18 protein-coding genes and 2 pseudogenes are annotated in these 24,370 nt (G+C 57.5%); 6 read left to right on the forward strand and 14 right to left on the reverse strand.

Features of this window, described 5'->3' with window-relative positions:
* Positions 1 to 102: 102 nt before the first annotated feature.
* Complete coding sequence (locus ACZ51H_RS13545) at positions 103 to 1,335, reverse strand: TetR/AcrR family transcriptional regulator (protein WP_464803290.1); 1,233 nt, start codon at positions 1,333 to 1,335, stop codon at positions 103 to 105.
* Positions 1,336 to 1,529: 194 nt separating this feature from the next.
* Here ACZ51H_RS13545 and ACZ51H_RS13550 point away from each other — a divergent pair, with 194 nt between their 5' ends.
* The 4 genes from ACZ51H_RS13550 to ACZ51H_RS13565 all read left to right on the forward strand — a co-directional run bounded on the left by ACZ51H_RS13550 (position 1,530) and on the right by ACZ51H_RS13565 (position 10,456).
* Positions 1,530 to 3,902, forward strand: coding sequence for an arylsulfatase (locus ACZ51H_RS13550; protein WP_464803291.1), 2,373 nt, complete (start codon positions 1,530 to 1,532; stop codon positions 3,900 to 3,902).
* Positions 3,903 to 4,069: 167 nt separating this feature from the next.
* Positions 4,070 to 6,313, forward strand: a complete 2,244-nt coding sequence (locus tag ACZ51H_RS13555) for a sulfatase-like hydrolase/transferase (RefSeq protein WP_464803292.1) — start codon at positions 4,070 to 4,072, stop codon at positions 6,311 to 6,313.
* A 42-nt stretch (positions 6,314 to 6,355) separates the two neighbouring features.
* Positions 6,356 to 7,339, forward strand: coding sequence for a LysR family transcriptional regulator (locus ACZ51H_RS13560; protein ID WP_464803293.1), 984 nt, complete (start codon positions 6,356 to 6,358; stop codon positions 7,337 to 7,339).
* 651 nt (positions 7,340 to 7,990) lie between these two features.
* Positions 7,991 to 10,456, forward strand: a complete 2,466-nt coding sequence (locus ACZ51H_RS13565; RefSeq protein ID WP_464803294.1) for a TonB-dependent receptor — start codon at positions 7,991 to 7,993, stop codon at positions 10,454 to 10,456.
* A 164-nt stretch (positions 10,457 to 10,620) separates the two neighbouring features.
* Here ACZ51H_RS13565 and ACZ51H_RS13570 read toward each other — a convergent pair.
* The 10 genes and pseudogenes from ACZ51H_RS13570 to ACZ51H_RS13615 form a co-directional block, all read right to left on the reverse strand.
* Positions 10,621 to 11,233 (reverse strand): annotated as a pseudogene (locus ACZ51H_RS13570) (thiolase family protein); the annotation flags it as partial.
* A gap of 449 nt (positions 11,234 to 11,682) precedes the next feature.
* Positions 11,683 to 12,411, reverse strand: a complete 729-nt coding sequence (locus ACZ51H_RS13575; RefSeq protein WP_464803295.1) for a polyamine aminopropyltransferase — start codon at positions 12,409 to 12,411, stop codon at positions 11,683 to 11,685.
* Positions 12,412 to 12,496: 85 nt separating this feature from the next.
* On the reverse strand, positions 12,497 to 12,706 hold the full coding sequence (locus tag ACZ51H_RS13580) for a hypothetical protein (RefSeq protein ID WP_460988315.1): 210 nt from the start codon (positions 12,704 to 12,706) through the stop codon (positions 12,497 to 12,499).
* A gap of 424 nt (positions 12,707 to 13,130) precedes the next feature.
* Positions 13,131 to 13,466 (reverse strand): DUF6481 family protein, encoded by a 336-nt coding sequence (locus ACZ51H_RS13585; protein ID WP_464795240.1) that lies wholly within the window; start codon positions 13,464 to 13,466, stop codon positions 13,131 to 13,133.
* Positions 13,467 to 13,536: 70 nt separating this feature from the next.
* Positions 13,537 to 13,743: a cold-shock protein gene (locus ACZ51H_RS13590; RefSeq protein ID WP_464803296.1), complete on the reverse strand. Its 207-nt coding sequence runs from the start codon at positions 13,741 to 13,743 to the stop codon at positions 13,537 to 13,539.
* 267 nt (positions 13,744 to 14,010) lie between these two features.
* Positions 14,011 to 14,169 (reverse strand): hypothetical protein, encoded by a 159-nt coding sequence (locus ACZ51H_RS13595; RefSeq protein WP_460988318.1) that lies wholly within the window; start codon positions 14,167 to 14,169, stop codon positions 14,011 to 14,013.
* A gap of 40 nt (positions 14,170 to 14,209) precedes the next feature.
* A complete protein-coding gene (locus ACZ51H_RS13600; protein ID WP_460988319.1) occupies positions 14,210 to 14,488 on the reverse strand; it encodes a hypothetical protein in 279 nt (92 codons plus the stop codon).
* A gap of 546 nt (positions 14,489 to 15,034) precedes the next feature.
* A pseudogene (locus ACZ51H_RS13605) lies at positions 15,035 to 15,618 on the reverse strand (IS5 family transposase).
* 171 nt (positions 15,619 to 15,789) lie between these two features.
* Positions 15,790 to 17,433 (reverse strand): long-chain fatty acid--CoA ligase, encoded by a 1,644-nt coding sequence (locus tag ACZ51H_RS13610; protein WP_464803297.1) that lies wholly within the window; start codon positions 17,431 to 17,433, stop codon positions 15,790 to 15,792.
* 547 nt (positions 17,434 to 17,980) lie between these two features.
* Positions 17,981 to 19,309, reverse strand: a complete 1,329-nt coding sequence (locus ACZ51H_RS13615; protein ID WP_464803298.1) for an aspartate aminotransferase family protein — start codon at positions 19,307 to 19,309, stop codon at positions 17,981 to 17,983.
* A gap of 199 nt (positions 19,310 to 19,508) precedes the next feature.
* Between ACZ51H_RS13615 and ACZ51H_RS13620 the strand changes: the two genes are divergently transcribed.
* Positions 19,509 to 20,204, forward strand: coding sequence for a TetR/AcrR family transcriptional regulator (locus tag ACZ51H_RS13620; RefSeq protein WP_464772933.1), 696 nt, complete (start codon positions 19,509 to 19,511; stop codon positions 20,202 to 20,204).
* A 207-nt stretch (positions 20,205 to 20,411) separates the two neighbouring features.
* Here the strand turns inward: ACZ51H_RS13620 and ACZ51H_RS13625 are convergent, their stop codons facing one another.
* The 3 genes from ACZ51H_RS13625 to ACZ51H_RS13635 all read right to left on the reverse strand — a co-directional run bounded on the left by ACZ51H_RS13625 (position 20,412) and on the right by ACZ51H_RS13635 (position 23,259).
* Positions 20,412 to 21,419: a beta-keto acid cleavage family enzyme gene (locus tag ACZ51H_RS13625; RefSeq protein WP_196227329.1), complete on the reverse strand. Its 1,008-nt coding sequence runs from the start codon at positions 21,417 to 21,419 to the stop codon at positions 20,412 to 20,414.
* A 70-nt stretch (positions 21,420 to 21,489) separates the two neighbouring features.
* Positions 21,490 to 22,344: a 5'/3'-nucleotidase SurE gene (surE, locus tag ACZ51H_RS13630; RefSeq protein WP_464803299.1), complete on the reverse strand. Its 855-nt coding sequence runs from the start codon at positions 22,342 to 22,344 to the stop codon at positions 21,490 to 21,492.
* 135 nt (positions 22,345 to 22,479) lie between these two features.
* Positions 22,480 to 23,259: an AraC family transcriptional regulator gene (locus ACZ51H_RS13635; RefSeq protein WP_464803300.1), complete on the reverse strand. Its 780-nt coding sequence runs from the start codon at positions 23,257 to 23,259 to the stop codon at positions 22,480 to 22,482.
* A gap of 352 nt (positions 23,260 to 23,611) precedes the next feature.
* On the opposite strand from ACZ51H_RS13635, the gene ACZ51H_RS13640 reads away from it, so the two are divergent.
* Entirely contained in the window at positions 23,612 to 24,310 is a 699-nt protein-coding gene (locus ACZ51H_RS13640; protein WP_464803301.1) for a TetR/AcrR family transcriptional regulator, read from the forward strand.
* Positions 24,311 to 24,370 lie beyond the last annotated feature (60 nt).

The following is a 24,370-nucleotide window of genomic DNA, read 5'->3' on the forward strand; positions in this document are numbered from 1 at the left end:
CACCAGAGCGGCTGTCCCACCGAAGCGCCTAAATCGAAGAAGCGAGGCTTGGTTCGGATAGTCCTCCTATACCAACGGAATTAGATCACCTTTACGCAGGATTCATCGCAAACGTTCACGAGTACCGTTGAGAAAAAGCGTTGTCGCCTCGCGCGAAAGAGCGGCTCGCTGCGAGGAGTCGGGATTTTCGGCCGTCACCACGAACCGCACCCCGAACGTTGCCAAGGTGTAGAAGGTCCGACTTGCAAGGAGGGAAGGTATGGGCATGCCGAACTCAACCAGTCGTTGGGTCAGGGCTGAGGCTGTGGAGGCCACCTGGCCATCATACGCCCACCGGGCAATGTCAGGATAACGTTCGGCTTCGCATATCATAAGCCTTTGATACAAAAGATTACGCGGATGAAGATGCCGATCCAGCAACCATCGGGCAAGCCGCTGGAGGGTGGCCCCAACCGTCGATTCTGCTCTGGGCGCGTCTGTAACATCACTTGGCCTGCCGAGGTGGATCAGCATTTGTTGGAAAAGGCCCCGTTTGTCGCCAAACTGGCGATAAATGGTCGCAGCGCCCACCCCCGACTTTTCAACGATATGATCAATCCTCGCGCCGCGAAATCCTTGATTGAGGAACTCATCACTTGCCGCATCCATCAAATCCTCGATGCGCTCGGGCGCTATTCTTCGCTTCTTCTGGATTTCGTCAAACCGGGGCTCCTCACTGAGGGGATCGTCCAGTGTCGCATCACTGAACTGAGCGGCTCTCCGGTAGCCGTTGAGGAGCAGATCAATCGAAGATCCGGCCTGATCATATTGCCGCTGCCGATGGATCGGAAACCCCATGAGGAAGCGGGTGCCTTGGGTCGCAACGCTCCCGAACCGGCGCGCCAATGCTGCGGGATCCCATTCCTGCAATATGCCATCTTGCATAAGCGACGCCAGGTAATGAGCCAATGCGGGCGCGCCTTTGATCGTGCGGTTGTGCAGTTCGGTCGCGAGATGCGGAAAACATCGGGTGGCGACCAGTTGCGCGCGCGTGAGGCCCATATTCTCGGGAGACAGAAAATGCGCGAGATAGCTCTTCATGACATCACCGATCGCCGTCGCCGGGTCGCCGCTCACAATCGAAAGCTCTGAAGATATTTCGGCTGAAATCGACGCAATCACGTCTCGCATGACCGCACCGAACAGATCGACCTTCGTCGGATAAAGTTCGTACATGCTCTGTTTGCTAACGCGCGCCTCACGAGCGATCAGATCAATCCCGGTCTCTTCAAAGCCGCTCCGCAGGAAAAGCTGACGGGCGACGGCCTTCAAACGTTCGTCGGCTGTATCAGCCATAAATTGCCCGCTCCAATAATTTGGACCGCTCGGTGCCACCTCTCGCGTCGGATCGCCAGCGCTGAAGACCAGTCATTGATATGTACGATAATTTACAGTACAGCAAGACAGTATAGAGCATAGGCATTTCCACACAGAAAAACTGGGAAGCTATTTGGAACTGCGCGCGGCAGGATCACGGGGAGCAGACAAGCATGAAGAAATGGCTCAAGGCGGCGCTATCCGGGGCCCCTATTTTTACGTTGCCGTTTGTACCGGCTATTGCCCAGACGAGTGCGAGCAGCCCTGTCGCGCTGCCCGCCCCCCCTGCGCCCTTTGGCGGCGTTATCGGCACCAACTATTCCAATTCTGAACCGGCATTTCCCAAACCCGTCGCCGCGCCCGCGAACGCACCCAATGTGGTGATATTCATGACGGATGACGTGGGCTTTGGCGCCGCCAGCACCTTTGGCGGGCTGGTCCCCACGCCTAATCTCGACCGCCTGGCAAGCCAGGGCCTTCGGTATAACCGCTTTCACACGACGGCGATGTGTTCTCCCACCCGCGCAGCGTTGCTAACCGGGCGCAATCATCATGCGGTGGGTAATGGCATCGTGGCCAATCTGACGACAGGGTTTCCCGGCTACTGGTCGGAAATGCCGCGCAGCGCGGCCACCATCGCCGAGACATTGCGGCTCAACGGCTTTAATACGGCCATGTTTGGCAAGCATCATATGGGACCGGAAAGCGTCGTTTCAGCGGCTGGGCCGTTCGATAACTGGCCGACCCGCTTGGGCTTCGATTATTTTTATGGCTTCGTCGCCGCCGAGACCAACCAGTTCAAGCCTGCCCTCTATCGCGGAATAACGCCGATACCGACTTTGGAGGACGGTGTGCTGGACAAGGCCCTTGCTGATGATGCGATCAACTGGATCCGCAACCAGAATGCGGCCGCGCCGGACAAGCCATTCTTCCTCTATTATGCGACCGGATCGACCCACGCGCCGCTGCAGGCTCCGGCAGAATGGATCGCCAGGTTTCGCGGCAAATTCGACGCCGGTTGGGACGTACTGAGCAAGGAGATTCGGGCGCGGCAGGAAAAGCAGGGACTGGTTCCCAAGGGTACCAGATCGCAGCCGCGGCCTGCGGAGATCCCGGCCTGGTCAACTCTCTCGCCGTCACTCAAAAAGGTCAATGCGCGCGCCATGGAGGTGTATGCCGGGATGCTGGCCTATCAGGACGCACAGATAGGCCGCGTCCTGGACGAACTCGACCGCACCGGCGAGGGGAAAAACACGCTGATCTTCTTCATCGAGGGCGATAATGGCGCCGCTGCCGAAGGTGACGTGAATGGCGCCACCAACGCCTTGGCAGGTTTTAATGGGTTTCAGGAAACAGACGAACAGCTTCTGGCTGCCATTGACGACTTTGGTGGCCCGAAAGCCAATCTTAGTCTTGGTTTTGGATGGGCCTGGCTGACGAGCACCCCTTTCCCCTTGTTCAAACAATATGCCTCGCATTTGGGCGGAACGCGCAATGGCCTGGTCGTGTCGTGGCCAGGGCATATTCAGGGCGGCGGAACGCGATCGCAGTTCACTCACGTCACAGACATCGTGCCTACCATATTGGAAGAGGTCGGCCTCACCGCGCCCGCTACGGTCAATGGCGCTCCGCAGCAGCGAATGGACGGGATAAGTTTCGCCTACACGTTCGACCAGCCCAAAGCGCCGGAACGCAAGACGACGCAATATTTTGAAATGATGGGCAATCAGGCCATTTATCATGATGGGTGGTGGGCGAATACAACGCCTGGCCGACTCCCCTGGACATGGAACAAGAGCAGTGGACTTCCGAGCGATTATAAATGGGAACTGTACGACCTGAAGCGCGATTTTGCGCAGGCTGATAACCTGGCCACGAAACAACCGGACAAGCTGCGCGAAATGCAGGCTATATTCGTTTCTGAGGCAAAGAAGAACAATGTGTTTCCGCTCGACGACAGGATGACCGCAGAGCGTTTCCTTGCGGCGCACAGCGCAAAACCACAACGTGATCGCTATACCTACTGGGGTTCGGGCGTATCCATTCCTTCAGGACAGGCCGCGCCCTTGTTCAACCGTTCCTTCACCTTGAGGGCCGATATCATTGTTCCGCAACAGCCTGTTTCCGGTTCCATCCTTGCTCTTGGCGGCGCGTTCGGCGGATGGGGTTTCTATCTCAAGGACAATCGGCCAGTCGCAATGGTGGCGGCATCGCAACATCGCGAAGATCAGTTCCGGGTCGCCGCGACGCAGGCGCTCCCGCCGGGGCGCGCTACGTTGACCTACAATTTTGATTATGATGGCGGCGTCAATGGCGGCGGTGAAATGCGTATTTCGCGCGATGGGCAGGAGATTATGCGCGGTCGTATAGACAAATCGATTTCCCGACTTGTCGAACTGACCGACACCTTGGACGTCGGCATGGACACCTCAACCCAGATGACTTCGGACTATCCCGAAGGTGGCGTATTCAATGGCGTCCAGCGCGTAGACATCTCACTCGGCGCGGTTGGACTTCAAAGTGAAGCGCCGCAATTGATGCGGTAATATCTGTTTAGCCTGAGGCCCGCCACAATATTGCGGGCAAACTCAAGACCGGAGCAGATCTGGCATTTTTTCGATTAAACGAATCGATAAAGGATGGATGCGAAATGAGCACGAAAAGCGGACGAATCCTCAGATTTTTGGCTTTGTCGGTCAGCGGAATCGCAACGATGGCCCATGCTCAGGTCCCGGCGGCTTCTCCGGCACCTTCAACCACGTCTGCGGCCCCTGAATATGTGCGACAAGCTCCCAAGGGCGCGCCCAATATCGTCCTGGTGCTGCTCGACGACGTCGGCTTTGGAGCCCCCTCGACCTTCGGCGGCCCGGCGCAGACAACCACGCTCGACCGGCTTGCGCGCGATGGGCTGCGCTATAATCGCTTTCACACGACGGCCATCTGCTCGCCGACACGGGCGTCCCTGCTTACCGGGCGGAACCCCCATGCCGCAGGCATCGGCGCTGTCATGAACTCGTCGGATGCGCGGCCGGGTTACAGCGGGTTCCAGGGGAAGGACACCGCCACGATCGCCACGATCCTGCGCGAAAATGGCTATGCCACCGGGGCTTTTGGCAAATGGCATCAGACCCCTGACTGGGAACTGACGCAGGCTGGGCCGTTCGATCGCTGGCCGACGGGCGAAGGTTTCGACACCTTCTACGGCTTCCAGGGTGGGGAAACGGATCAGTTCAACCCCACATTATATCAAGGCACGGCCCCGGTGATGCGGCCCGCAGGCGACAATTATCACCTGACCGAAGACCTCGCCAGCCGTGCGGTAAATTGGCTCCACACCGTGCGCACATCAGGCGCCCGGCGACCCTTCTTCCTCTACTTCGCGACCGGCGGCATCCACGCCCCGATCCAGGTTCCCAAGGAATGGATCGATAAATATCGCGGCAAGTTTGACGAGGGCTGGGACAAGTTACGCGAAGAAGTTTTCGCGCGTCAGAAGAAGCTGGGGGTGATCCCGGCCAACACCAAATTGACGCCTCGTCCGGCAGAGCTTCCGGCCTGGGACAGCCTGACGCCCGAACAAAAGCGTTTTTCCTCGCGCTTGATGGAATCCTACGCCGCATATCTTGCGCATACCGATGCCCAGGTCGGCAAATTGGTGGACGACCTCAAGGCGAACGGCGAATTTGACAACACACTCTTCATCTATGTGGTGGGCGACAATGGTGCCAGCGCTGAAGGCGGACTGGAAGGCAGCCTGGATTATATGGGCAGGCTAACCGGCATTTCTCCCGCGCCGGACGCAAAGGCCTTCGCTCGTGAGGACGAGATTGGCGGACCGTCAACTTATGCCCACGTCAACTCGGCCTGGGCCTGGGCTTCAGACGCCCCCTTCCAGTGGACCAAGGCGGTCGCGTCCCATCTAGGGGGAACGCGCAATGCCATGGTGCTCAGCTGGCCGACCCGGATAAAGCGGGAGGGAGGCATGCGCAGCCAGTTCGGCCATGTGAACGACATCGTTCCGACAATATTGGAAGTCACCGGCATCCCCACCCCTGCAGAGGTGGACGGCGTGCCGCAAAAGCCAATGAATGGCGTCAGCCTCGCCTACACGTTCAACGACCCGAAAGCTCAGGAACGGCATTCGACGCAGTATTTCGAAGTCTTTGGTCACCGATCCATCTATCATGAAGGCTGGATGGCATCGGCCTTCCACAGCCGCTATCCTTGGACCGCGTTAGCGGACAATGGACGTCCTTTCGAAGAGGACAAATGGGAATTATATGATCTTCGGACTGACTTCTCGCAGTCCAGGGATCTTGCCGCGAAGAACCCGAAGAAGCTCGAGGAGTTGAAGGCGCTCTTCATGGCAGAAGCGTCTGCAAACCAGGTGCTGCCGTTGGGTGGTCAGGCGCCGGGCAAGGGCAATCTGCCGGACCCATCAGGGGGCCGCGAGTCAATCGATTACCGCCAAGGCGATATCGGCGTGCCAGAGGTAGCTCTTCCCCGCATGTTCAGTCGTTCCTGGACCATGCGCGCGACGATCGATACGACTGATCGGGCGCGTGGCGTCGTCGCGGCCTTGGGCGGCACGGACTCCGGGATGGCGTTGTATCTGGACGGCCATGGAAGGCCGAAATTCACCTATCGTCTGTTTGACGTCAAAACTGTCGATCTTGTGGGTCTAGGCCCACTGACACCGGGCAAACATTCCATTCAGGTGGAGTTCGACTATGTCGGAGGAGGTTATGGGAAGGGCGGCACATTGAAGATGGTGGTGGACGATCAGCAGGTCTCCTCCGACAACATTCCTGCCACCCCTTATATGTTCAGCATACACGAAACCTTTGGTGTAGGCTTGGACACGGGAGCGCCGGTGGGTAGCTATCCCGCCGATGCGAGGCTCGGCTATCCGATCGAAGGCGCAAAAATCGGCCGCGTGACCATCCGCGTTCGCTAGAGCGTTTCCAAAGCGGGTGGTTTCGGGGCGGGAGGAGATATATTGCGCGATCTGACAGGCTTGAGACTGTTCGTTCTTGCGGCACAGAATAAAAGCTTTGCAGCGGCCGCTCGCCAAGCTCAGCTCTCCAACGCGTCTATGTCTCGGCAAATAAGTGCGCTCGAAAAAAGTTTGTCCGTCAGGCTCTTTAATCGGGGAGCGCGTGCTCTGACACTCACGGAGGCTGGCCAAATTCTACTGGCGCGTCTGCTTCCGCTGCTGGGTGAGATGGACGAGATATTCGACAGCGTTTCGCTGTTAGAAGCAGAACCGCGAGGTTTGCTCCGTGTTGCAATTCGCGGTTTAATTGCATCTCAACGGGTTATGCCCGCATTGCCAGCATTTTTGGAAGCGCATCCAAGCGTTCAGATCGACCTACAAATTTCCACCGATGAGAAGATGGACCTCGTTGCCGAGAATATCGATGTCGATATTCGCTTCGATCTTCCCGATAGCGGCGAGTTGGTTGCCCGGCGCCTAGGGCCGATGACTCAGTTGGTGCTTTTGGCTTCGCCAGCCTATCTTGCCAAACGACCCGCTCCGTCGGTGGTCAACGATTTATCCGACCACTCGGCGATCTTGTACGGCTCCAAGTCTGAAAAGACGGTTTGGGAGTTCGCTGGCCCTGACGGCACCACCGCGCGGGTTATGCCTTCGGGACAATTGAGCGTGAATGATGGAGGAATGAACCGCAGCGCGCTGCTTACGGGCGTCGGAATCGGAATCATGCCGCTGGAAGAGATTGAGCGAGAAATAGCAGACGGGAGCCTGATCCGCCTGTTGCCCAACCATAAGATTATCCAGCCCCGTACCGGCAACGAGGGCATATTCGCAGTTTACCAGCGGTCTGCTTACCAGACCGGCAAGCTGCGGAGCTTCCTTATGTTTCTCGATGCTACCTTTAAGATGTCGAGCGACCATCAAACAAAACCGCCTGAAGCCCACGATCTGGGCATTCCGCAGCTGTATTCGTTACGCAGAATGTAACAGTTCATTTCGTATTTGGGGGCTACCGAACGAGCGCGGCGGAAGCTATCAAATGCTGGTGCCGTCATCGGCATGAAAATCAGATGTCCGATGCAAAATTATTGGGTTTTCGCGTTGTCATGGTGCGAAATTTAAGAAGAAAATCTAGGCGGTGATAGGCATCGTCGCTGAAAATTAAAATTGATTCGGTGTTGGGGGGATATTGTGCCGAGTCAGGTTGAGCAGGGATCAATTCTCCATATCTTTCGCGGCGATGGCGCATGCGTCACGATTTATGAATAGGGAATTTTGACTATGCCAAAATTGGCCAGCAACACCACAAGAAATCTGTTTATGCGAAACGCTAGCTGTGGGGACACGGTAAAATAATTATACGGATCAATATAATGATCAGAGCCTATGAAATGGCACATACTAAATAACTATTGGGACTTTGCAAAAATTAGTTCGACATCTTGACCGGATCAAAGGCGCCCAAATCGTTTTGGCAAGTCGACAAATTATATCGCGTCAATGAAAAACGACAGTCATTGATTCTTCATCAAGTAATGAACAACGGGGCATAATAAATGTCGGAATCACTATGCAGATGATTAATCAGAATATAAATCTATTTCATTCTACGAAAAAATTATGAACGGAGGGGATAAGATGCCTAAATTGTTTGCCAGAACTTTAATGGGGGGGGCCGCGATGATGGCCTTCGGTGGCGACGCGCTAGCGCAGGTACAACCACCTACTGCTTCGACGGGTGTGAATGGTACTGCAACTGCTGTCGAAGGCACAGGTCTTTCGGAGATTGTTGTCACGGCACGCCGCCGGGCTGAGCGACTGCAGCAGGTCCCGATTTCTGCCAGTGCATTCGATGCTAATTCGCTCGCGCAACGGAATATTTCGAACACGCAGGACCTGCTCGGACAAGTTCCGTCGCTCGTCGTGGGTGGGTCAGGGCAGCAGCGCAGCACCGAAAATATCACGATCCGCGGGCAAGGTGCGACCTTCAACGCCGCGCCGGGCGTGGTGCTGTATTCGGCCGAAGTTCCGCTTATTGCCGACCAGCGCAACAATGCGCAGAATGGCGGCGGCCTCAACTACTATGATCTCGCCAGCTTGCAGGTTCTGCGTGGGCCACAAGGCACGCTGTTTGGTCGTAATACGACCGGCGGCGCCGTTCTCTTCGAACCTCAGCGTCCGACTGATCGGTTCGAGGGCTACGGCCAGATCCAGTACGGCAATTATGACTCTATTGAAGTGCGCGGCGCGCTCAACGTGCCGATCGTGGCAGACACGCTGCTGCTGCGCGTCGCTGGCATGTATCAGAAGCGCGATGGCTTCACGCACGAGATCACCACGGACACCGATCTCGACAATCGCAACCGCTATTCCTTCCGCGCAGGCCTGACCTGGCGTCCAGCGCCAGGGATCGAGAATTACCTGCTCGCAACCGTCGGTCGCGTGCAGGAACATGGCACCGGGACAGTGCTCAACGCGGTTCCAGCGGGGGTCAATCCGCAAAACGGTGTGCCCTACAGCGATTATCTGGAGGAGCAGATCGAGCGTGGTATCCGTTCAGTCGCGCTCAGCCCGCTGCTCTTTAGCGAGCGGACGCGTTATTTCTCCATAACGGACATCCTCTCGGCGGAACTTACGGACAACCTGACGTTCCGCAACATCGCCAATTATCAGCGTCTGAAGAACAGTGCTCCGTTCGACGGCGATGGGATTCCTGATGATCACCGCCCGCCATTGTCCACGGACGGTGGGGGCTCGATTGGCGCCCAAGAGATTGATCCGGGCGGCCTTCCCAATTACAATTACTACACCGATGTCCGTCAGTACTCGTTCGAGCCTCAGCTTCAGGGCAAGGTTGGTGGAGACGCGCTCAACTTCACCGTGGGTGCCTACTATGAGAGTGTTAAGCCGCTAGGACAACAGCTGGTTTCGGCAACCAATCAGACCCGCAGAGGCCAGAGATCAACCAGCCAAGCGCTGTATGCGCAGGGGACGCTGTCTTTCGGCAGTTTTTCGAACAGCCTTGATGGGCTGCGGCTGACCGCTGGCTATCGCTATACATGGGACAGCCTGACGGCATTCTCCAACTTCGGATTGCCCGGTGCACCAGTCACCTTGGAGCGCGCCAAGTTCAAGGCGCCGAACTGGACGGTCGGCCTTGACTATGATGCCATGCAAAATGTGCTACTCTACGCCAAGATCAGTCGCGGCTATAAATCGGGAGGGATCGGCACTGCCACCCCAGCACCAGAACTACGATCCTTTCGGCCTGAATTTGTCACCTCCTATGAAGGCGGCATAAAGGCAGATTGGCACCTCGGCGGCGTGCCAATCCGAACCAATCTAAGTTATTACTATACGGACTATAAAGATCTGCAGAGGACCGGCGGAACCGCCTACATATTCAATGGTCAACCGGTCTTCGGCGCGCAAACCAGCAATGCTGGACGAGCGCACATCCAAGGCGTGGAGTTTGAAGGCGAGATACGACCCGCCAACTGGCTCACGCTATCGGGGACCTATTCCCACACTGCTGCCAAATATGATGAATATACTGCGCCCTCCCTGTTCCCCGCAGGCATTCCTGCTTTCGGCCTGCCGCCCGGCTTCGACTGCGGTTCAGGCGTTCCGTTCAACGGCGCAACGGGCCAATGTATCCTGACCGGGATACCGTTCCAAAATACGGCGAAGAACCAGTTCAGCCTTACTGGTCGCATCGATTTGCCAGTCGATGAATCGTTCGGGAAGGTCGCCGTCTCCGCTACATATGCCTATATCAGCGCTCAATATCAGTCGGCATCCAAGGCACCTGTCGATGAGCCGTTTGCCTATAACGGCGGTAACTGTCCCCGCCTGCAGTCGGGACCCAATGTCGGTGCCGTTCAGTGTGGCCCGGGCGATGGCTATGGCTTGCTGAGCGCCAAAATACAGTGGCAAAATGTTGCAGGGTCGAATTTCGACCTCAGCGCATTTGCGACCAATCTGACTAACGAAGACTATATCATTAGCAGTAATGGGACCTCATACCAGAGCGGATTCAACTCCTACATTTATGGTGAGCCCAGAATGTACGGGATTTCTGTTCGATATCATTTCGGACACTGAGTGATCATGCGCCATCACGCCTTATCAAAGGGTGATGGCGCAATTTCGGAGCCAGAGATTGACCATATGATTGAATCTGGTCTGCCATCGGCCAATCCTATGATTGGACCTCACCGAAATCGAGCTTTTACAGAGAACTCGTCGTAGGAGAGTTGCTGGCCCAATCACTTCGATCCACCGATCATTATCATGCCTGAGCAGAGCACCGCCCTCGCCTTTGCGAGGCCCTTATTTGGCTGCGATTTATCATGATTATCTGACCACCGCGATTCGGGCAGTCCAATGCACAGGCTGGCGACGCGGCGCATCAGACCCCATGCCGCAGGCACCCATCAATGTCGCAAGGATGCGCGCGCCCGATGCGCCGATTGGATGTCCGAGCGCGGTCGCACCGCCGTTCACATTGAGCTTGTCCGCCGGAATGCCGAGATCATTAGCGGCGATCATCGCTACCACGGCGAAGGCTTCGTTGACTTCGAATAGATCGACGTCATCCACTGCCCAGCCCGGCCGAGCCTGTCCGCAACGCTCCTCCCGGTCATGACGAGCGCCGCGGCGCCGTCCGAAATGGAGGATGCGTTAGCGGCGGTGATGGTGCCGTCCTTGTCAAAGGCGGGCTTCAGTGAGGAAATCATATGGGGCCGCCTTACCTGGCTGCTCATCGGTATCGACTATTATCTCGCCGCCCCTGCCGGGCACCGCAACCGGCGTGATTTCGCGGATGAAGGCCCCGCTGGCAATGGCTTCATTGGCGCGGGACAAAGAACGAAGCGTATAAGGGAGAGATCATGGCCTATAACGCGCCCTTTGAGCGTGGCGGCATCCGCGATCTACGAGCTGTTCCCGGATTTAGCTGGCCCTCTCCAAGCGATGGCCGATCACCGCATTTTCAGCGTAGCCCGTGATGAAAAATCTTCAGGTCAGACCCTGGGACGCTGAAGCATTTCGTGCCCTGATGAAAAACAAACTAATTTCGGGCGAAGTCACCCGCTCGCCGGCGCATATCGTGCGGCAGCTCCCCCTTGCAAGCTGCGGAGATAGGCCATGGATAGGATCAATCGCTCCAATCTCACAGAATTTCCGCGCTGAAGCAGGCATCGGCATCATCTTGTTCCCAAAAGAGGAGCCGGTATGAAGAGCATTCCCATGCTCTGGGGAAAATCATCGATGTAATCCGTCGGGAAACGCGGGAGGCAGCCAAGCGACTTCGCCCCTGAAGGGCCGGGTTAAGGCCGCTTTGAAGCAAGCCACACAGTGTGGATAGTGTTTTCTCCCTCGACGACCGCCGCTACATCAACTTCATCAACATCGAAGCCGTTATTTTCGAGGCGCGCAACAAATGCATCGTCATTATAGGCCGACCAGATCGCCAGGATGCCCCCAGGCTTGAGCGCTGCATGAGCCGTGCGCAGGCCCCAATTGCAATAGAGACGTTCGTTCGCAAGATGGATCAACCCGTCAGGGCCATTATCGACGTCCAACATAATGGCGTCGAACCTGGCTTCGGCGTTTGCAATCACATCATGAACGTCGCCCAGTTCAAGAACGACACGGGGGTCCAAGAGATAATCATGGAAGAGATGGGCCAAAGGGCCTTTCGCCCAGTTCACGATCTCAGGGATGAGTTCTGCTACCTTGATCTCGGCCGCCGGAGGCAGTGACTGCAAGGCAGCGCCGAGCGTGAAGCCCATGCCCAAACCGCCAATGAGAACTTGAGCATTCCGTCCGGCCAAGCGCTGACATGTCAGGGTAGCGAGCGCTTCTTCCGAATGACGTACTTGGTTTCCCATTAGTTCGTTATCGCCGAACCTGATGGAGTAGTCCTCACCCCGGCGTAAGAGGCGCAGCCGGCCTCCATCGGGTAGTTCTGCCATGCCGATCAGTTCGATCGAAATCGTCGCGCATTCGTCAGGTGATGCCAACACGGCTTTTTCCTTTAGTGCTACGGCGCGCATATACAGGACGCCGACCGCGATCCTCCATCCTCAAGACGAAGGTAGTGTCAGGTCGAATTTTTGGTGCGCCATGGAGCCACGAGATTCACTTGGTGGCAAACTGCCCGGGCTGAGCCCTGAACACGAGGCGCGCATGGGTTCGGACTGAAGCCGCCGTCTTGAAACTCTCCTCCTGCAAGTGAGATGTCACGAGCGGATAGCCCTGCGAATTATACCGTGTTTCGCGGACCGTGAGCCGGAAATTTCCATCCTCGTCCTTCGTGATGAGGAAGGGGGCGACTTTTTCTCGGCTCATGATGTCTCCTTATGAGGTTGCGAAAGATCGGCAGCATGTCCGGCTGCCGTTATATGCACGTTCAGCCAAGCATCGCCGCAACGATCTGCTTTAGCTCACTAGTGGACAAAACCGCCGCCCGAACCTGGACGGATCGCGGCGCTAGTCCTTGGCTAAAGGGCAGATGGAGGGTGGTGCGTTTACTGGTCGGAAAGATACTATTCATTTATAACCTCGCGGCGTAGGCCGCATTATTCTTAGTTGGAGTTCGCGCGCTAAGGGCCGCAACGATGCTGAGCCTGAAGCGAGTAATGACAGATAGCTTGCAACTGAACCGGCCAAATTAAGCGGCCCGATATGTTCGGTTACGGCAACGTCCGCATGCAGGAGGGCTCCAGAATTCATCTCCCGATGCCGCTTCACCATAGGTGCAGGCACGGCGTCGTCAGGATGATGCACGCTTCTTCCGCGCGAGATACCGCGCATCGCGTGCAGCCTTTTGTTCAGCTTCCGTGAGGATGGGCTTATGCCGTGGGGCATTCGCAGCGGTCGCTTCAAGCTCTTGCGCACGTTTCGCGGCCTTTTGTTCCTGGGCCATGAGCAGAGCCTTTTGGCGCTTTTCGCGGGCAGCGGCCTCTTTGGTCTGCCGGAGTTCCGCCTTCGCGGCCGCAGCGGTTTGGTCAACCGGCGGTTTGTTGCGCAGTTGCTGGAGACCCTCCGTCCGGGCACGCGCCGCTGAGGCGATACGCTCCTGGAAGGATGGCTCTTTATATCTTTTCATGCAGGGAAATGTCCTGTGCTAAAGCATTCGCCTGAAGCCGCCGGGCAGCGTCAACCGCCCGGCGCCATTTTCAGGCTGCCTGGAGGTTGACGGCCGAGGTCTTGCCGCGGCGGTCCTGCTCCAGATCATAAGTGACGCGCTGATCTTTTTCGAGGGTGCGCATGCCTGCCTGTTCAACGGCAGAGATATGTACGAAAGCATCGCTGCTGCCATCTTCAGGGGCGATGAAGCCATAGCCCTTGTCGGCATTGAAGAATTTGACTGTTCCGGTGATCATGCTCGGTCTCCTTGTCGCATGTCCTGGGAATGCGACCATTCGCTCATCCCGGCTTAAAAGAGGCAATGTGGGGACAAGGAGAGCCGAAGTGGCCCGATATCCGTCAAAACGCGACGTTCAGCAACATGTTGATAGCACAGCTTGAGGAAAATGCAAAATTGAGGCGGGCGGATCAATTGCACCATCTATCGAGATCTGCCACCGCGCTTCACTCTCACAATATTTGCGTCGTGCCAACGCGTTGGAAATGGCTACGGGCACCCCATTCTATTTACTTCGAGCGGTGGCTTCGTCCCGCTTCGCCTGCGCGACCGCATCGTTCAAAGTCGAGTACCGCCAATCCCGATAATGAAAACGATACACAGGCACCTTCGTGATGCAATAGCGAGCCATGAGTTCGGTGTCGTCTACAGGTTCCACAGTCATTTTCTCTCCGATCGTCACGAGCGAGGGTTGACTGACGAGATCACTGGCGGCCGCCGGCCGTGGGCTGGGCAAGGAGCTTAACTGCATTTTCAACCGTTGAGTATCCGGTCGGATCGGCGATCGCCAGATCGAGTGGTCTTGCGCCCAAAGATGCGTTGTGGGTGTTCAGAAAGCGGATTGCCTCCTTCTGACCGAGAAGTACGAATGCAAGGTGAGTGATCAAGCCTTGCCGCCTTGCCTGCTCAGGAGAGAGCTTCATCTCGCGGTTGACGAATACTCGCCTTCGTGGGCGTGCGGGCGCGGTTGCATCCACTGTCATGCGGGAACAGCCAGGCCTACTGCAGGGGCCAATTGACGGGTCCAGAACAGCCAATCCGCCGAGGCGGGAGCGTTCTTCGAAGAGAGTAAGTCGAAGATTTGACCGCCGACAACCCCGGCGGCACACAGATGTTTGCGCCGGGCCGACTCGCTATGTGCGTCAGCGGCACGCATCAGCGAAACCTGGTGCTCGGAATAAAGTCGATTGAGATCCATGTGCGAATTCCCTGGTAAGCGGGAGCGCGATGGTCTCTCAGTCAAGAACGCCTACATTGCCTATGCCCTTGATAACATTCATATAGGAAATATATAGCAATTTACAAGAGTGCATGCGATCCAATATTAATAAATTATCGTCAAATATATCGTTGCGATAATGCTATATGAAATAAGTAATACATCATATATTGCCAATTATATACTTTCTTCAAATGTCAATTTGACTGTGTGATATCGGGAAAATTGGTATGGTCTATCTGTGATTTTCTCGTTCGCGTGACACCATTATGCGAGTATTTGATCCAAAGCAGCTAGGATCCAGACTCGTTCAGAGCCAGAAAGCGACGGCCGCGGCGAGGCTTACGGCGAATAGGAAGTTCCGGGCGAGCTTGTCGTAGCGGGTGGCAATCCGGCGAAAGTCCTTCAAACGGCAGAACATGGCCTCGAGCCGCCAGCGGTCTTTGTAGCGGCGTTCATCATACTGGATCGGGCGCTTGCGATTGCGTCGGCCCGGGATCACGGGGATCGTGCCCTGCTCGCGCAAGGCAGCCCTGATGCGGTTGGCGTCATAGCCACGATCGGCGATCACCCGTTTCATTCCGGCCGTTTCGCCGATGAGCAGGTCGGCGCCCTTCACATCGGATGTGTTGCCGGGCGTCAGGACCAGGCGGAGCGGCCGATGCGTGTCCAGATGCCCCGGCGGCTCCTCCTGTTCGAGCGGTTGTAGACGGTCGTCGCGGGGCCGTATTCTCCCGGACAATCCGCCCAGCGGCCACCGCACTTGAGCATGTGAATGATGTCCGAGATCACTCGTCGGTCATCAACCCGCCGCGCGCCTGGCTGGTTCTTCGGCAGGTGGGGCTCAATTGCCGTCCATGCTTCATCCGACAGCCAGAACAACGAACGCGAAATCCAAGGACCTCCTGCTTCAGTGGAGGCTCTCTGAATCAATATGGCCGCAGATTTTCAAGACCCTGATTGGGTTTGGACCCTAAGCAATTGCTCGCGAGCTAAGCCAACCCTTGCCCACCGAACTACACCATGTGGAGACTGGTTCGCCTTGGTCTGACAGCACCGTCGGTTTCAGACCGGCCCTGAACCGGCTTCCACAGACGGGCTCTCCGTTCCGGCCTTTGCATAGGCTTCGCGCAGTCGCGCCTTGAAGACCTTGCCCGTCGCCTGCCTTGGGATGTTGTCCACCAATACGGCCTCCTCGGGAATCCACCATTTCGCGCACTTGCCTGCGAAATGGGCGAGAAGATCGGCCGGAGCCGGTCGACAGCCAGCGCGGGGAACTACGACCAACAGCGGCCTTTCGTCCCATCGCGGATGCGGGATGCCGATGACAGCCGCTTCCGCAACATCGGGATGAGACGCCGCGATATTTTCCAGCGCGATGGAACTGATCCATTCCCCGCCTGACTTGATGACGTCCTTTTCGCGATCCACAATCTCGACATAGCCCGCGGGATCAACGACGGCGATGTCGCCGGTCGGAAGCCACCCTTCGCGCGCAGCTTCGATGGGGGGAGCATCACCATTATAATAGCTGGACGTGACGCTGGGGCCACGAATCTGCAGGCTGCCGAAAGTCTTCCCATCCCAGGGAGCCTCCTCCCCGTCCGCATCGACGATGCGAATGCTGAATGGGTAGGGCGTGCGCCCCTGCTTTCCAAGCATGACGCGCCTGTCTTCATTGTCCAGATGATCCCAATCATGTGGAGCGTTGAAAAGACCACCAGCACTGGTTTCGGTCATTCCCCATCCATGGCAGGTCTGAACGCCGTATTTTTCCTCCAGCGTCTTGATCATCGACGGCGTGGGAGCCGTCCCGCCGACGATAACGCGCTCAAGCGAGTCGACGCGTTCGTCCTGCGCTTCCAGAAACTGGATCAGGTCGCTCCAGATCGTGGGCACCCCTGCGGCCAGCGTCACCTGTTCCGTGCTGATCAGTTCGAACAGGCTGCGTGAATCGAGAGCGCTGCCCGGAAGGACCAGCTTCGACCCGTTCATCGCTGCGGCAAAAGGCAGCGTCCACGCATTCACATGATACATGGGGACTATGGGAAGCAGGCTGTCCCGGCGCCGCACCGCGAACCAGTCGATGCCCGAAATCACCAGCGATTGCAGCACTACCGAACGATGGGAATAAAGGACGCCCTTAGGCGCACCGGTCGTGCCCGAGGTATAGCAGAGCGCCGAACCGGTTCGTTCGGGGATCTCCGGAAAGTCAAAGACGGGGCGCGCCGCTTCGACCAGTTCCTCATAAGGCAGAAGCCCCGCAGCGTCCCCGCCGTCCGGCCCCATGACGACAATGTGGCGAACATTTTTCAGGCTTCCCCTGATCTGCTCGACCAGCGGAACGAATTGCGGCTCGACCAACAGGACTTTGTCCTGCGCGTGATTGATGATGAATTCGACCTGTTCCGGGAACAGGCGAGGATTCACGGTATGGATGATCGCGCCCATGGCGGGGACGGCGAAATACACCTCCAGATGCCGCAAGGAGTTGGTGGCCAGCGTGGCGACCCGGTCTCCCGCGACGACACCCAGGCTGGTCAGCGCATTGCACAGCTGCCGGGAGCGGTTGAGAACCTGCGAATAGGAGCTACGCACGATGCTGCCGTCGGGCTGGCGCGACACGATTTCGCGATTCCCGTGAAACCGGTCCGCATGCAGCAGGATAGAGCCTATCGTCAGCTCGAAATCCATCATCGTCCCGATCATCTAAAGCTCACATTCTTCAATGCTGCGCGCAAACTACACCGCAGCGGTGCGCTCATGCCGATCATCGCCGATCTGATGTTTTATGCCAAGGAAAATGCTCTTGGCATTCCGCGTGAGGTTCCTGTCAAGGTCGTGTTCCGTCGTGTCCAGGAAGCGAGGCGGACAAATACGGCGGGTGCGGCTTCGTTGAGGTCGCCCAGGACAATGTTGGCGCCAGATTCCAGTATTTTTGACGTCGACACACGGCCCAACGCATGATCTCGACCGACATTTCTAAAATTCAACCATATCTTCCTTGTGCATTGAAGTGCAGAGGCCGTGGGGGGGCACCAGGGCTTGCAGTGACCACAGATTTTGTCGCTGCCATATCTACAATATGGGCGCACAATGTTTCCGCCGCGCCTTCATTAGGCCCCACCCGGCAGAGCATCGCACACCGTTCGGCATGCCGCAGCGCGACTTCCCGCCCGATATCGCGCCGGTGACGAGCGGTGCTCTGGCGAAGCATCCGATGTTCCCTTCCGACGTTCATGTTTGAACATATGGGTCATTCCACGCTGCCAGGATGGGGAAGATGACGGAGGCATTCCTCTGTAGCCGCACAGAAATTGTCGATGTCCTCGTCAACCATGGCGGTGGAAAGGAACCCCATGCCCGCTCCCGACACATGGAAGCCCTTGAGCACGAGCAGCCGTTGCAGCACGACCATCGCAGCGCTTTCGGCGGGCGTGTGCTGCTGGCTCCTATAGTCATAGACAGGCCGCTGATGCGTGATGATCTTGAACATCGACCCGACGCCCGTCACCTGCCCTGGAAACCCTGACGAGGCGAAGGCTTGCGTCAACCCGGCGCGGACGCGATCGCCGAGCATGTTGATATGCGCGACCAACGCGGGGGTCAGGAGGTCCAGCGTCACCCTGCCCGCCGTCATGGTTATGGGATTGGCCGAGAAAGTCCCACTCCAGGGCACCGGCGGCCTGCCCGAATGATGGTCGAAGACTTTCATCACCTCTTTCAATCCGACCAGTGCACCGACAGGAAAACCGCCACCGATGATCTTGCCGAGGACGGTGAGGTCCGGCTTTATGCCAAATCTCTTCTGCGCTCCGCCGTGGTCCAGGCGGAAAGTTATGACCTCGTCGAGGATGAATACTGCTCCGATCTCGGTCGCCAGTTCCCGTAACGTCGCCGTGAACTCCGGCGTTACAGGGGTGAAGCCGAGGTAGCTGGGCGCGGCGTCAAGCAGGATCGCCCCGATGCGATCCTTATGCGCACGGATGATCTGGGCGGCAGTTTCAGGATCATTGAACGGGATGACATAGACATCTTCCAGAAGTCGGTCAGGTACGCCCGCAGCGTAGCCAACCGACTTTGGCGGCGTGGCGAACTCCTCTTTGGGCGTGTCCAGGCTGACTTCGGCATAGTCATAGGAGCCATGATAGCTGCCTTCGACTTTTACTATCGCGGGTCGGCCGGTGTACGCGCGTGCAGCCTTGATCGCGGACATCACCGCTTCCGAACCGCTATTGCTGAACCGGACATTTTCAGCCGTCTCTATACGGTCGCACAGCAGCTCAGCGAGTTCGATCTCAACCTCGGTCGGGTTGGTGTAGGCCGTTCCCAGCACCAACTGCCTGGAAACAGCATCTATGATGGCCGGATTGGCATGACCGTGAATGAGCGACGCGAAATTGTTGAGCAGATCGAGCCGCGAGGTGCCATCGACATCAGTGACATAGGCGCCCTTGCCGAACTTCGCATAGACCGGGAAAGGCTCAAGCCATGGAACTAGACGTGTAATTCCGCCCGGATAGACCTTGAGCCCGCGTTCGTAGAGCCGCTTCGATTGAGAGTCGCAATCAGGCCAGATCGCCATTTTAAACCCCGTCAGTATCTGGTCATTCCCGTCCAATTACGGAATACTATAGCATTTTCGGCCGTATCATAATAGCGAACATTTGTTAATGCAAGTGCGAGGTTGGAGTTGCGGTGAGGGATCAGGAGCCAAGCAACATCGCAGGAGGTTGCATCGATGGTTGCCATCGGGCTTCGGAGAGTATTAAGGAACCAGCAGAATGACTTCACCGACAAATCAGACGAAGGTCCTGCGAAAGCGCGCTGGATACGAGGCCAGGCTGGCCGAATCCGAAGAGCTGGCGATCGAGCGGGAGAACCGCGCCACGCGATCGGATACCCGGGCACGGCTGCTGGTCGCGGCGCTCGACCTGTTTTCGAAGAACGGCTTCGAAGCTTCGACGATGCGTGACCTGGCGCAGTTCGCAGGTATCAAGGCGCCCGCCATCTACAATCACTTCAAGTCAAAGGAAGCCTTGCTGGGCGAAGCCCTGCTATGGGCAATGGAGGACTTCAACGAGCGGGTCCTGGGTCCTCGCGACCCCCGCGAATCGAATGTAGAAGCGTTGGAAGGGATTTTGGAGCGGCACATCCGCTACCAATTGGACAACCCGGTCATCGCCAGGGCCTTCGACATTTTGATGGCACACAATCTGCTTCAGCGCGTCGGCGAAATAACATTCCAGCAGGCCATCCAGGACCGGCTGCGGCTATATTTGCGCGAGGTGACAAAGCTGGTGTCTCTGCTTGTCGAAGAGTCGTCGGTGAAGGCAGACTACAGGATCGTGTCGAGCGCCATATCGACCATGTATGATCAGGTCGGACGCTGGTACGTTTCCACCTCAAAGGCAGCTGACGACAATCTCGTCGCGACTTATTGGGACTTGGCAAGGCGGATGCTTGGCATCGACAGGTAACACCGGGTTGCCTGATCCATTGGCGTCGATGCTCGTCAAGCACTGGCAAAAATGAGGCGGTGTCTCTCCGTGCCCATCAGAGCGGGTTGTCAATAGGTCGCCTCGAAGCCGACCACTTCCGCCACTGAAGCGAACCCTATCATCGGCATAGGAACGGCCATGCTCCCGTCCACTGGAGCATGGCCGTCTCTTTAACTCCGCAGCCGGTTATCCCTGGGCGCAGGATCTCAGCATGTCGGTATATTCCTGACGCGTCGCGACCCGGCGGCCCAGAACCTCACCCAGCTTCGCGCCAAGTTCGAAGGTCTGCAGGTTCGACTGGATGCGATCATCGCGATGCGGCCAGAGCCAATAGGTATCTTCCATGCCCACGCGGATGTGCAGGCCCATCGCGGCTGCGAGCGTCGCGACATACATGGACGCGCGGCCAGCAGCACACACCATGATCACGCCGTCAGGATCGACGTCGCGGATCGTGGTGACGGTACGCATCAGGCCTTCGACCATCTGGCGTGGATTTTCCATGGGGCTGCAACCCGGCAAGGCGGGAAGGATCAGCCAGAAGGCCGGTCCCTTGATCAGGCCGCTCTTGATCAGGAAACGATCGGCATTGGCAACGTCGGCGTCGGTGTAGACGGCGATTTCAGGAATGCCGCCATTTTCCAAAATGAGGCGCACCTTTTCGATCATGACCGGCGCGGGCTTGCTGAACAGAGAATCGCCGATATAGGTCGTCGTGGTGTTGATCGGCGCACCGTCCAGCAGACCGGTCGCCAGCACCCGCTTCATTTCAGCCCACTCGCCTTCGAGCGCCGGGACAAGGCAGCCGTCGACCGACAAGTCGGGATAGTCCTTCTTCAGCGGCGCAACGACCTGTTCGAAGCGATCGAGCGAGAGAACATTATAGCCTTCATCGTCGCGAACATGGATGTGAACCGTGCTCGCCCCTGCCTCAAGGCATTCGCGGGCAGAATTGCGGATTTCTTCCGGCGTATAAGGCTGGTTCGGGTTCTGCGATCGGCGGAAGAACGCGCCGGTAATGGCCACAGATACCGCCAGGGTTTCAGGGATATTCCACGGAACGGAGATCGGCGCATCGTGGAACGCGGAATGTTCCAGATCCAGAACGATAGGCGCGCCGTAGGGCCGCCAGATCATCCGCTCATTTTCGCGAGCGACACCTTTCCCAACTCTATCCCAATCAATCTTAACCATTTTTCACTCCTACGCTAAGTAATCCGTCCATCCGCAACGGCATGTGCCGCCGCAAATCTCACTCATTCATCTATCCGCAGCAGCCCGCAGAACATGTGCCGTCCGTAGCGCCCAGCCGGGGATCGACCTGCTGGATGATGGACCGCGTCCATGCGCGCAGCTTCACCGCCGATCGGCCAATCCCACGATCGAAGCTGAGCGGCGTCACCGAGACATGGCCTTTGTCCAGCGCCCATGCGTCCGACCCCGGCTCTTTCGCGAAACGGGGGAGCCCATTGGCGTAGGGCTGCACCAGCCAGCTACCGTCAGATTCAGCGTCCGCCCGTTGGCAATCCAGCGGTTCCCAGATGCATTCGCTGAAGGAGGTCAGCTTGATATGCCGGTCTGCCAGATGAGCCGGTACGTTGATGTTCAGAACGCTGCGATCGGGCGGCGGCGAGGCGGCCAACCAGGCGGCAAGCTCCGCACCGACTGCGCTCGCCCATGCGAAGTCGGGGGTGCCCCTGCTCCCGCAGCATGAGTGAGTCCCATGCGTCTGTTGCGAGATGGCCATGGCCGGATATCCCAGCATCCCGCCTTCCAGGGCGGCCCCCAATGTCGAGCTATTGCTTGCATCCTCTCCGACATTGGCTTCCTCGCCTATTCCAACCACGACGGCGGACACCTTGCTTGCAAGGCCCGACAGGATCGCGATGCGCACGCAATCGGGCGCAGTGCCGTGCACGCGATACAGCGGGTGACGATCATCACCGCCCGACCTTTCCACCAACACTGGCTCGCGGTCCGAAATCGCTTTTGAAAGCCAGACCTGCGGGGCTGCGGGCGCCACGGTCAGCACGTTGAAGCCGGACAGTATCAACGCGCTGCGCAGGGCAGCGATGCCCGGTGCGTCGTAACCTTCCGCGTTGGTCAACAGGATGTTCATCGACGTATCGCTTCCGCTTTTGCAAAGCCGAGGAGCGCTCGGACAGATATAATAATTAACGTTTGTTTCTGTTGGCAGCAACTGTTCGTTTATGATGGGTGGCCACTCGCCAACCCCCGTTTCAATCCAACGGCGTCATCTCTCCGGCCTCACTGCGAAACCGCTCCGTTCGGTGACAAAGGCGGTCGGCGTTGTTCCTATCAAGCGTTTGAACATCGCGGTGAAAGCGCTGGGCGTTTCGTATCCCAGCGACAAGGCCGTGCTCAGGATGGGCTCTCCGGCGATGAGTTTGGGCAGTGCCGCGACGATCCGCGCTTGCTGCCGCCAGACGGAAAGAGGGCAACCCAATTCATCGCGGGCCAGACGCGACAATGTTCTCGCCGAAGCACCCGATGACCGTGCAAGCTCCTCGATATCGGGGCCACCAGGGCTATCGAGAATCTGCTCGCATGCGCGGACAAGGCGAGGATCGGACGGCATCGCCAGCATCACGGCGTCCGCCGGTAGATCGTTCAGTTCGTCCAGCAACAGCGCGTGCAGGCGAAGAGTGCGCGCCGATTCCCAGCTGGGAACGGCCTGGTCGATCGCTCGCAATATGAGTTCACGCACGAGCGGTGTGACGACGAATCCTCCCGCCCTTTCGCCCAGACGGGGCGGCGTTCGATCCGACGCGATATAGAGCGTACGCAGCAGAACAGGCGTTCGCGCCCGGAATTCATGTACGGTCCCGGGCGGGATCCATACGGCGCGTTGTGGCGGAACAACCCACAGTTTGTGATCCGCCCTGATTTCCATGACACCTGAAACAGCGTGAACGAACTGGCCGTTTGGATGCGAATGCGCCGAGATGACGTCGCCTTCGACGAAGTTGCGGGCAAGCACATGGACGGCGCTGGTATGTCTACTAGTGTCCACCAAGTGAATGCTCCTCCAACCCGTTGGAAGTCTCACCATCCTTAGAGCGTGCGCCCTGAGGGTCCACGCTTCCGAAGGAAAATTTCGGGGCCACGTCTGAAACTGCGAAGTGGCCGTGTTCCGTCCTTATGGCACAATGACGTCTGGCGCGAAGCGGGTTGATGGCCAACTTATACGCCTAATCGGCCAAAAAGCACGCGAGTGCTCGCCAGGCAGATGTCGCGCATCAACGTGGTCCGCGATCCGAGAGAAATAGTTTCCATTTGAACGGCGCCGTCCGACAGGGCATATGCATTAATATGAAAGACCGTTTGCATTTATACATTCGCGACTGGGGCATCGAAGCGTGTCAGTGAAGGATAGTAACGTTAAACCGCTGCAAACGAACTCCGCAAAGGTCGGCGATGCTACGGCGGCTCCGATCGTCTCGGCGCACCGCGTCCGGCCGAAAAGGACCCGTCGCAAATCGGGAATGCGGGAAGAGTTGCTGAAGGCTGCGGTGGAGCTGTTCGGTTCTCGCGGCTATGAAGCGGTGTCGTTGCGGGACATCACGGCGGAAGTTGGGCTGAAGCCGCCCGCCTTCTATAACCACTTTAAATCGAAGGATGAATTGCTCGTTTCGGCGGTTCTTGCTGCCCTCGACATGTTCAACAGCGAAGTGGTGGACAATGACGAAGAGGACATGCTGCCGGTCGAACGGATGAACGCACTCATCCGCCGTCATGTACTGTATCAGATTTCCAACGCCGCCTTCGCCAAGGCGAACGACCGGCTGATAGATTCGGCGATGCTGGAAAGGATCGGAAGTCCTGGCGCAAAGCAGGAAATACGTTCACATATGCGCCGCTACCTCGACGTCCTCACCCAGATTGTACGGGACATTTTGGCCGGACGATCCGATAACGCGCTGGATCCACGCATTTGCGCGCTGGCCATAGGCACGATGTGCGACAATGTTTTAATGTGGTATCGCCCGGGCGGGTCGGACAGCCCGGAAAAGGTGGCTCGACGTATGTCGGAACTTGCCCGTAACATGCTAAAGGTTGACTGACCCGAAGACACTTGACGAGATCGCAGGGCGGGTTAATATGAATGAACATTCGTATTAATG

This window comes from Sphingobium sp. TomMM15, from assembly GCF_055397045.1.

Coding starts and splice junctions, on each gene's coding strand:
- ACZ51H_RS13620 (WP_464772933.1), top strand. CDS start 19,509: ATGACTTCACCGACAAATCAGACGAAGGTCCTGCGAAAGCGCGCTGGA.
- surE (WP_464803299.1), bottom strand. CDS start 22,344: ATGAACATCCTGTTGACCAACGCGGAAGGTTACGACGCACCGGGCATC.
- ACZ51H_RS13545 (WP_464803290.1), bottom strand. CDS start 1,335: ATGGCTGATACAGCCGACGAACGTTTGAAGGCCGTCGCCCGTCAGCTT.
- ACZ51H_RS13580 (WP_460988315.1), bottom strand. CDS start 12,706: ATGAGCCGAGAAAAAGTCGCCCCCTTCCTCATCACGAAGGACGAGGAT.
- ACZ51H_RS13615 (WP_464803298.1), bottom strand. CDS start 19,309: ATGGCGATCTGGCCTGATTGCGACTCTCAATCGAAGCGGCTCTACGAA.
- ACZ51H_RS13575 (WP_464803295.1), bottom strand. CDS start 12,411: ATGCGCGCCGTAGCACTAAAGGAAAAAGCCGTGTTGGCATCACCTGAC.
- ACZ51H_RS13625 (WP_196227329.1), bottom strand. CDS start 21,419: ATGGTTAAGATTGATTGGGATAGAGTTGGGAAAGGTGTCGCTCGCGAA.
- ACZ51H_RS13585 (WP_464795240.1), bottom strand. CDS start 13,466: ATGAAAAGATATAAAGAGCCATCCTTCCAGGAGCGTATCGCCTCAGCG.
- ACZ51H_RS13590 (WP_464803296.1), bottom strand. CDS start 13,743: ATGATCACCGGAACAGTCAAATTCTTCAATGCCGACAAGGGCTATGGC.
- ACZ51H_RS13600 (WP_460988319.1), bottom strand. CDS start 14,488: ATGACAGTGGATGCAACCGCGCCCGCACGCCCACGAAGGCGAGTATTC.
- ACZ51H_RS13550 (WP_464803291.1), top strand. CDS start 1,530: ATGAAGAAATGGCTCAAGGCGGCGCTATCCGGGGCCCCTATTTTTACG.
- ACZ51H_RS13565 (WP_464803294.1), top strand. CDS start 7,991: ATGCCTAAATTGTTTGCCAGAACTTTAATGGGGGGGGCCGCGATGATG.
- ACZ51H_RS13610 (WP_464803297.1), bottom strand. CDS start 17,433: ATGATCGGGACGATGATGGATTTCGAGCTGACGATAGGCTCTATCCTG.
- ACZ51H_RS13555 (WP_464803292.1), top strand. CDS start 4,070: ATGGCCCATGCTCAGGTCCCGGCGGCTTCTCCGGCACCTTCAACCACG.
- ACZ51H_RS13595 (WP_460988318.1), bottom strand. CDS start 14,169: ATGACTGTGGAACCTGTAGACGACACCGAACTCATGGCTCGCTATTGC.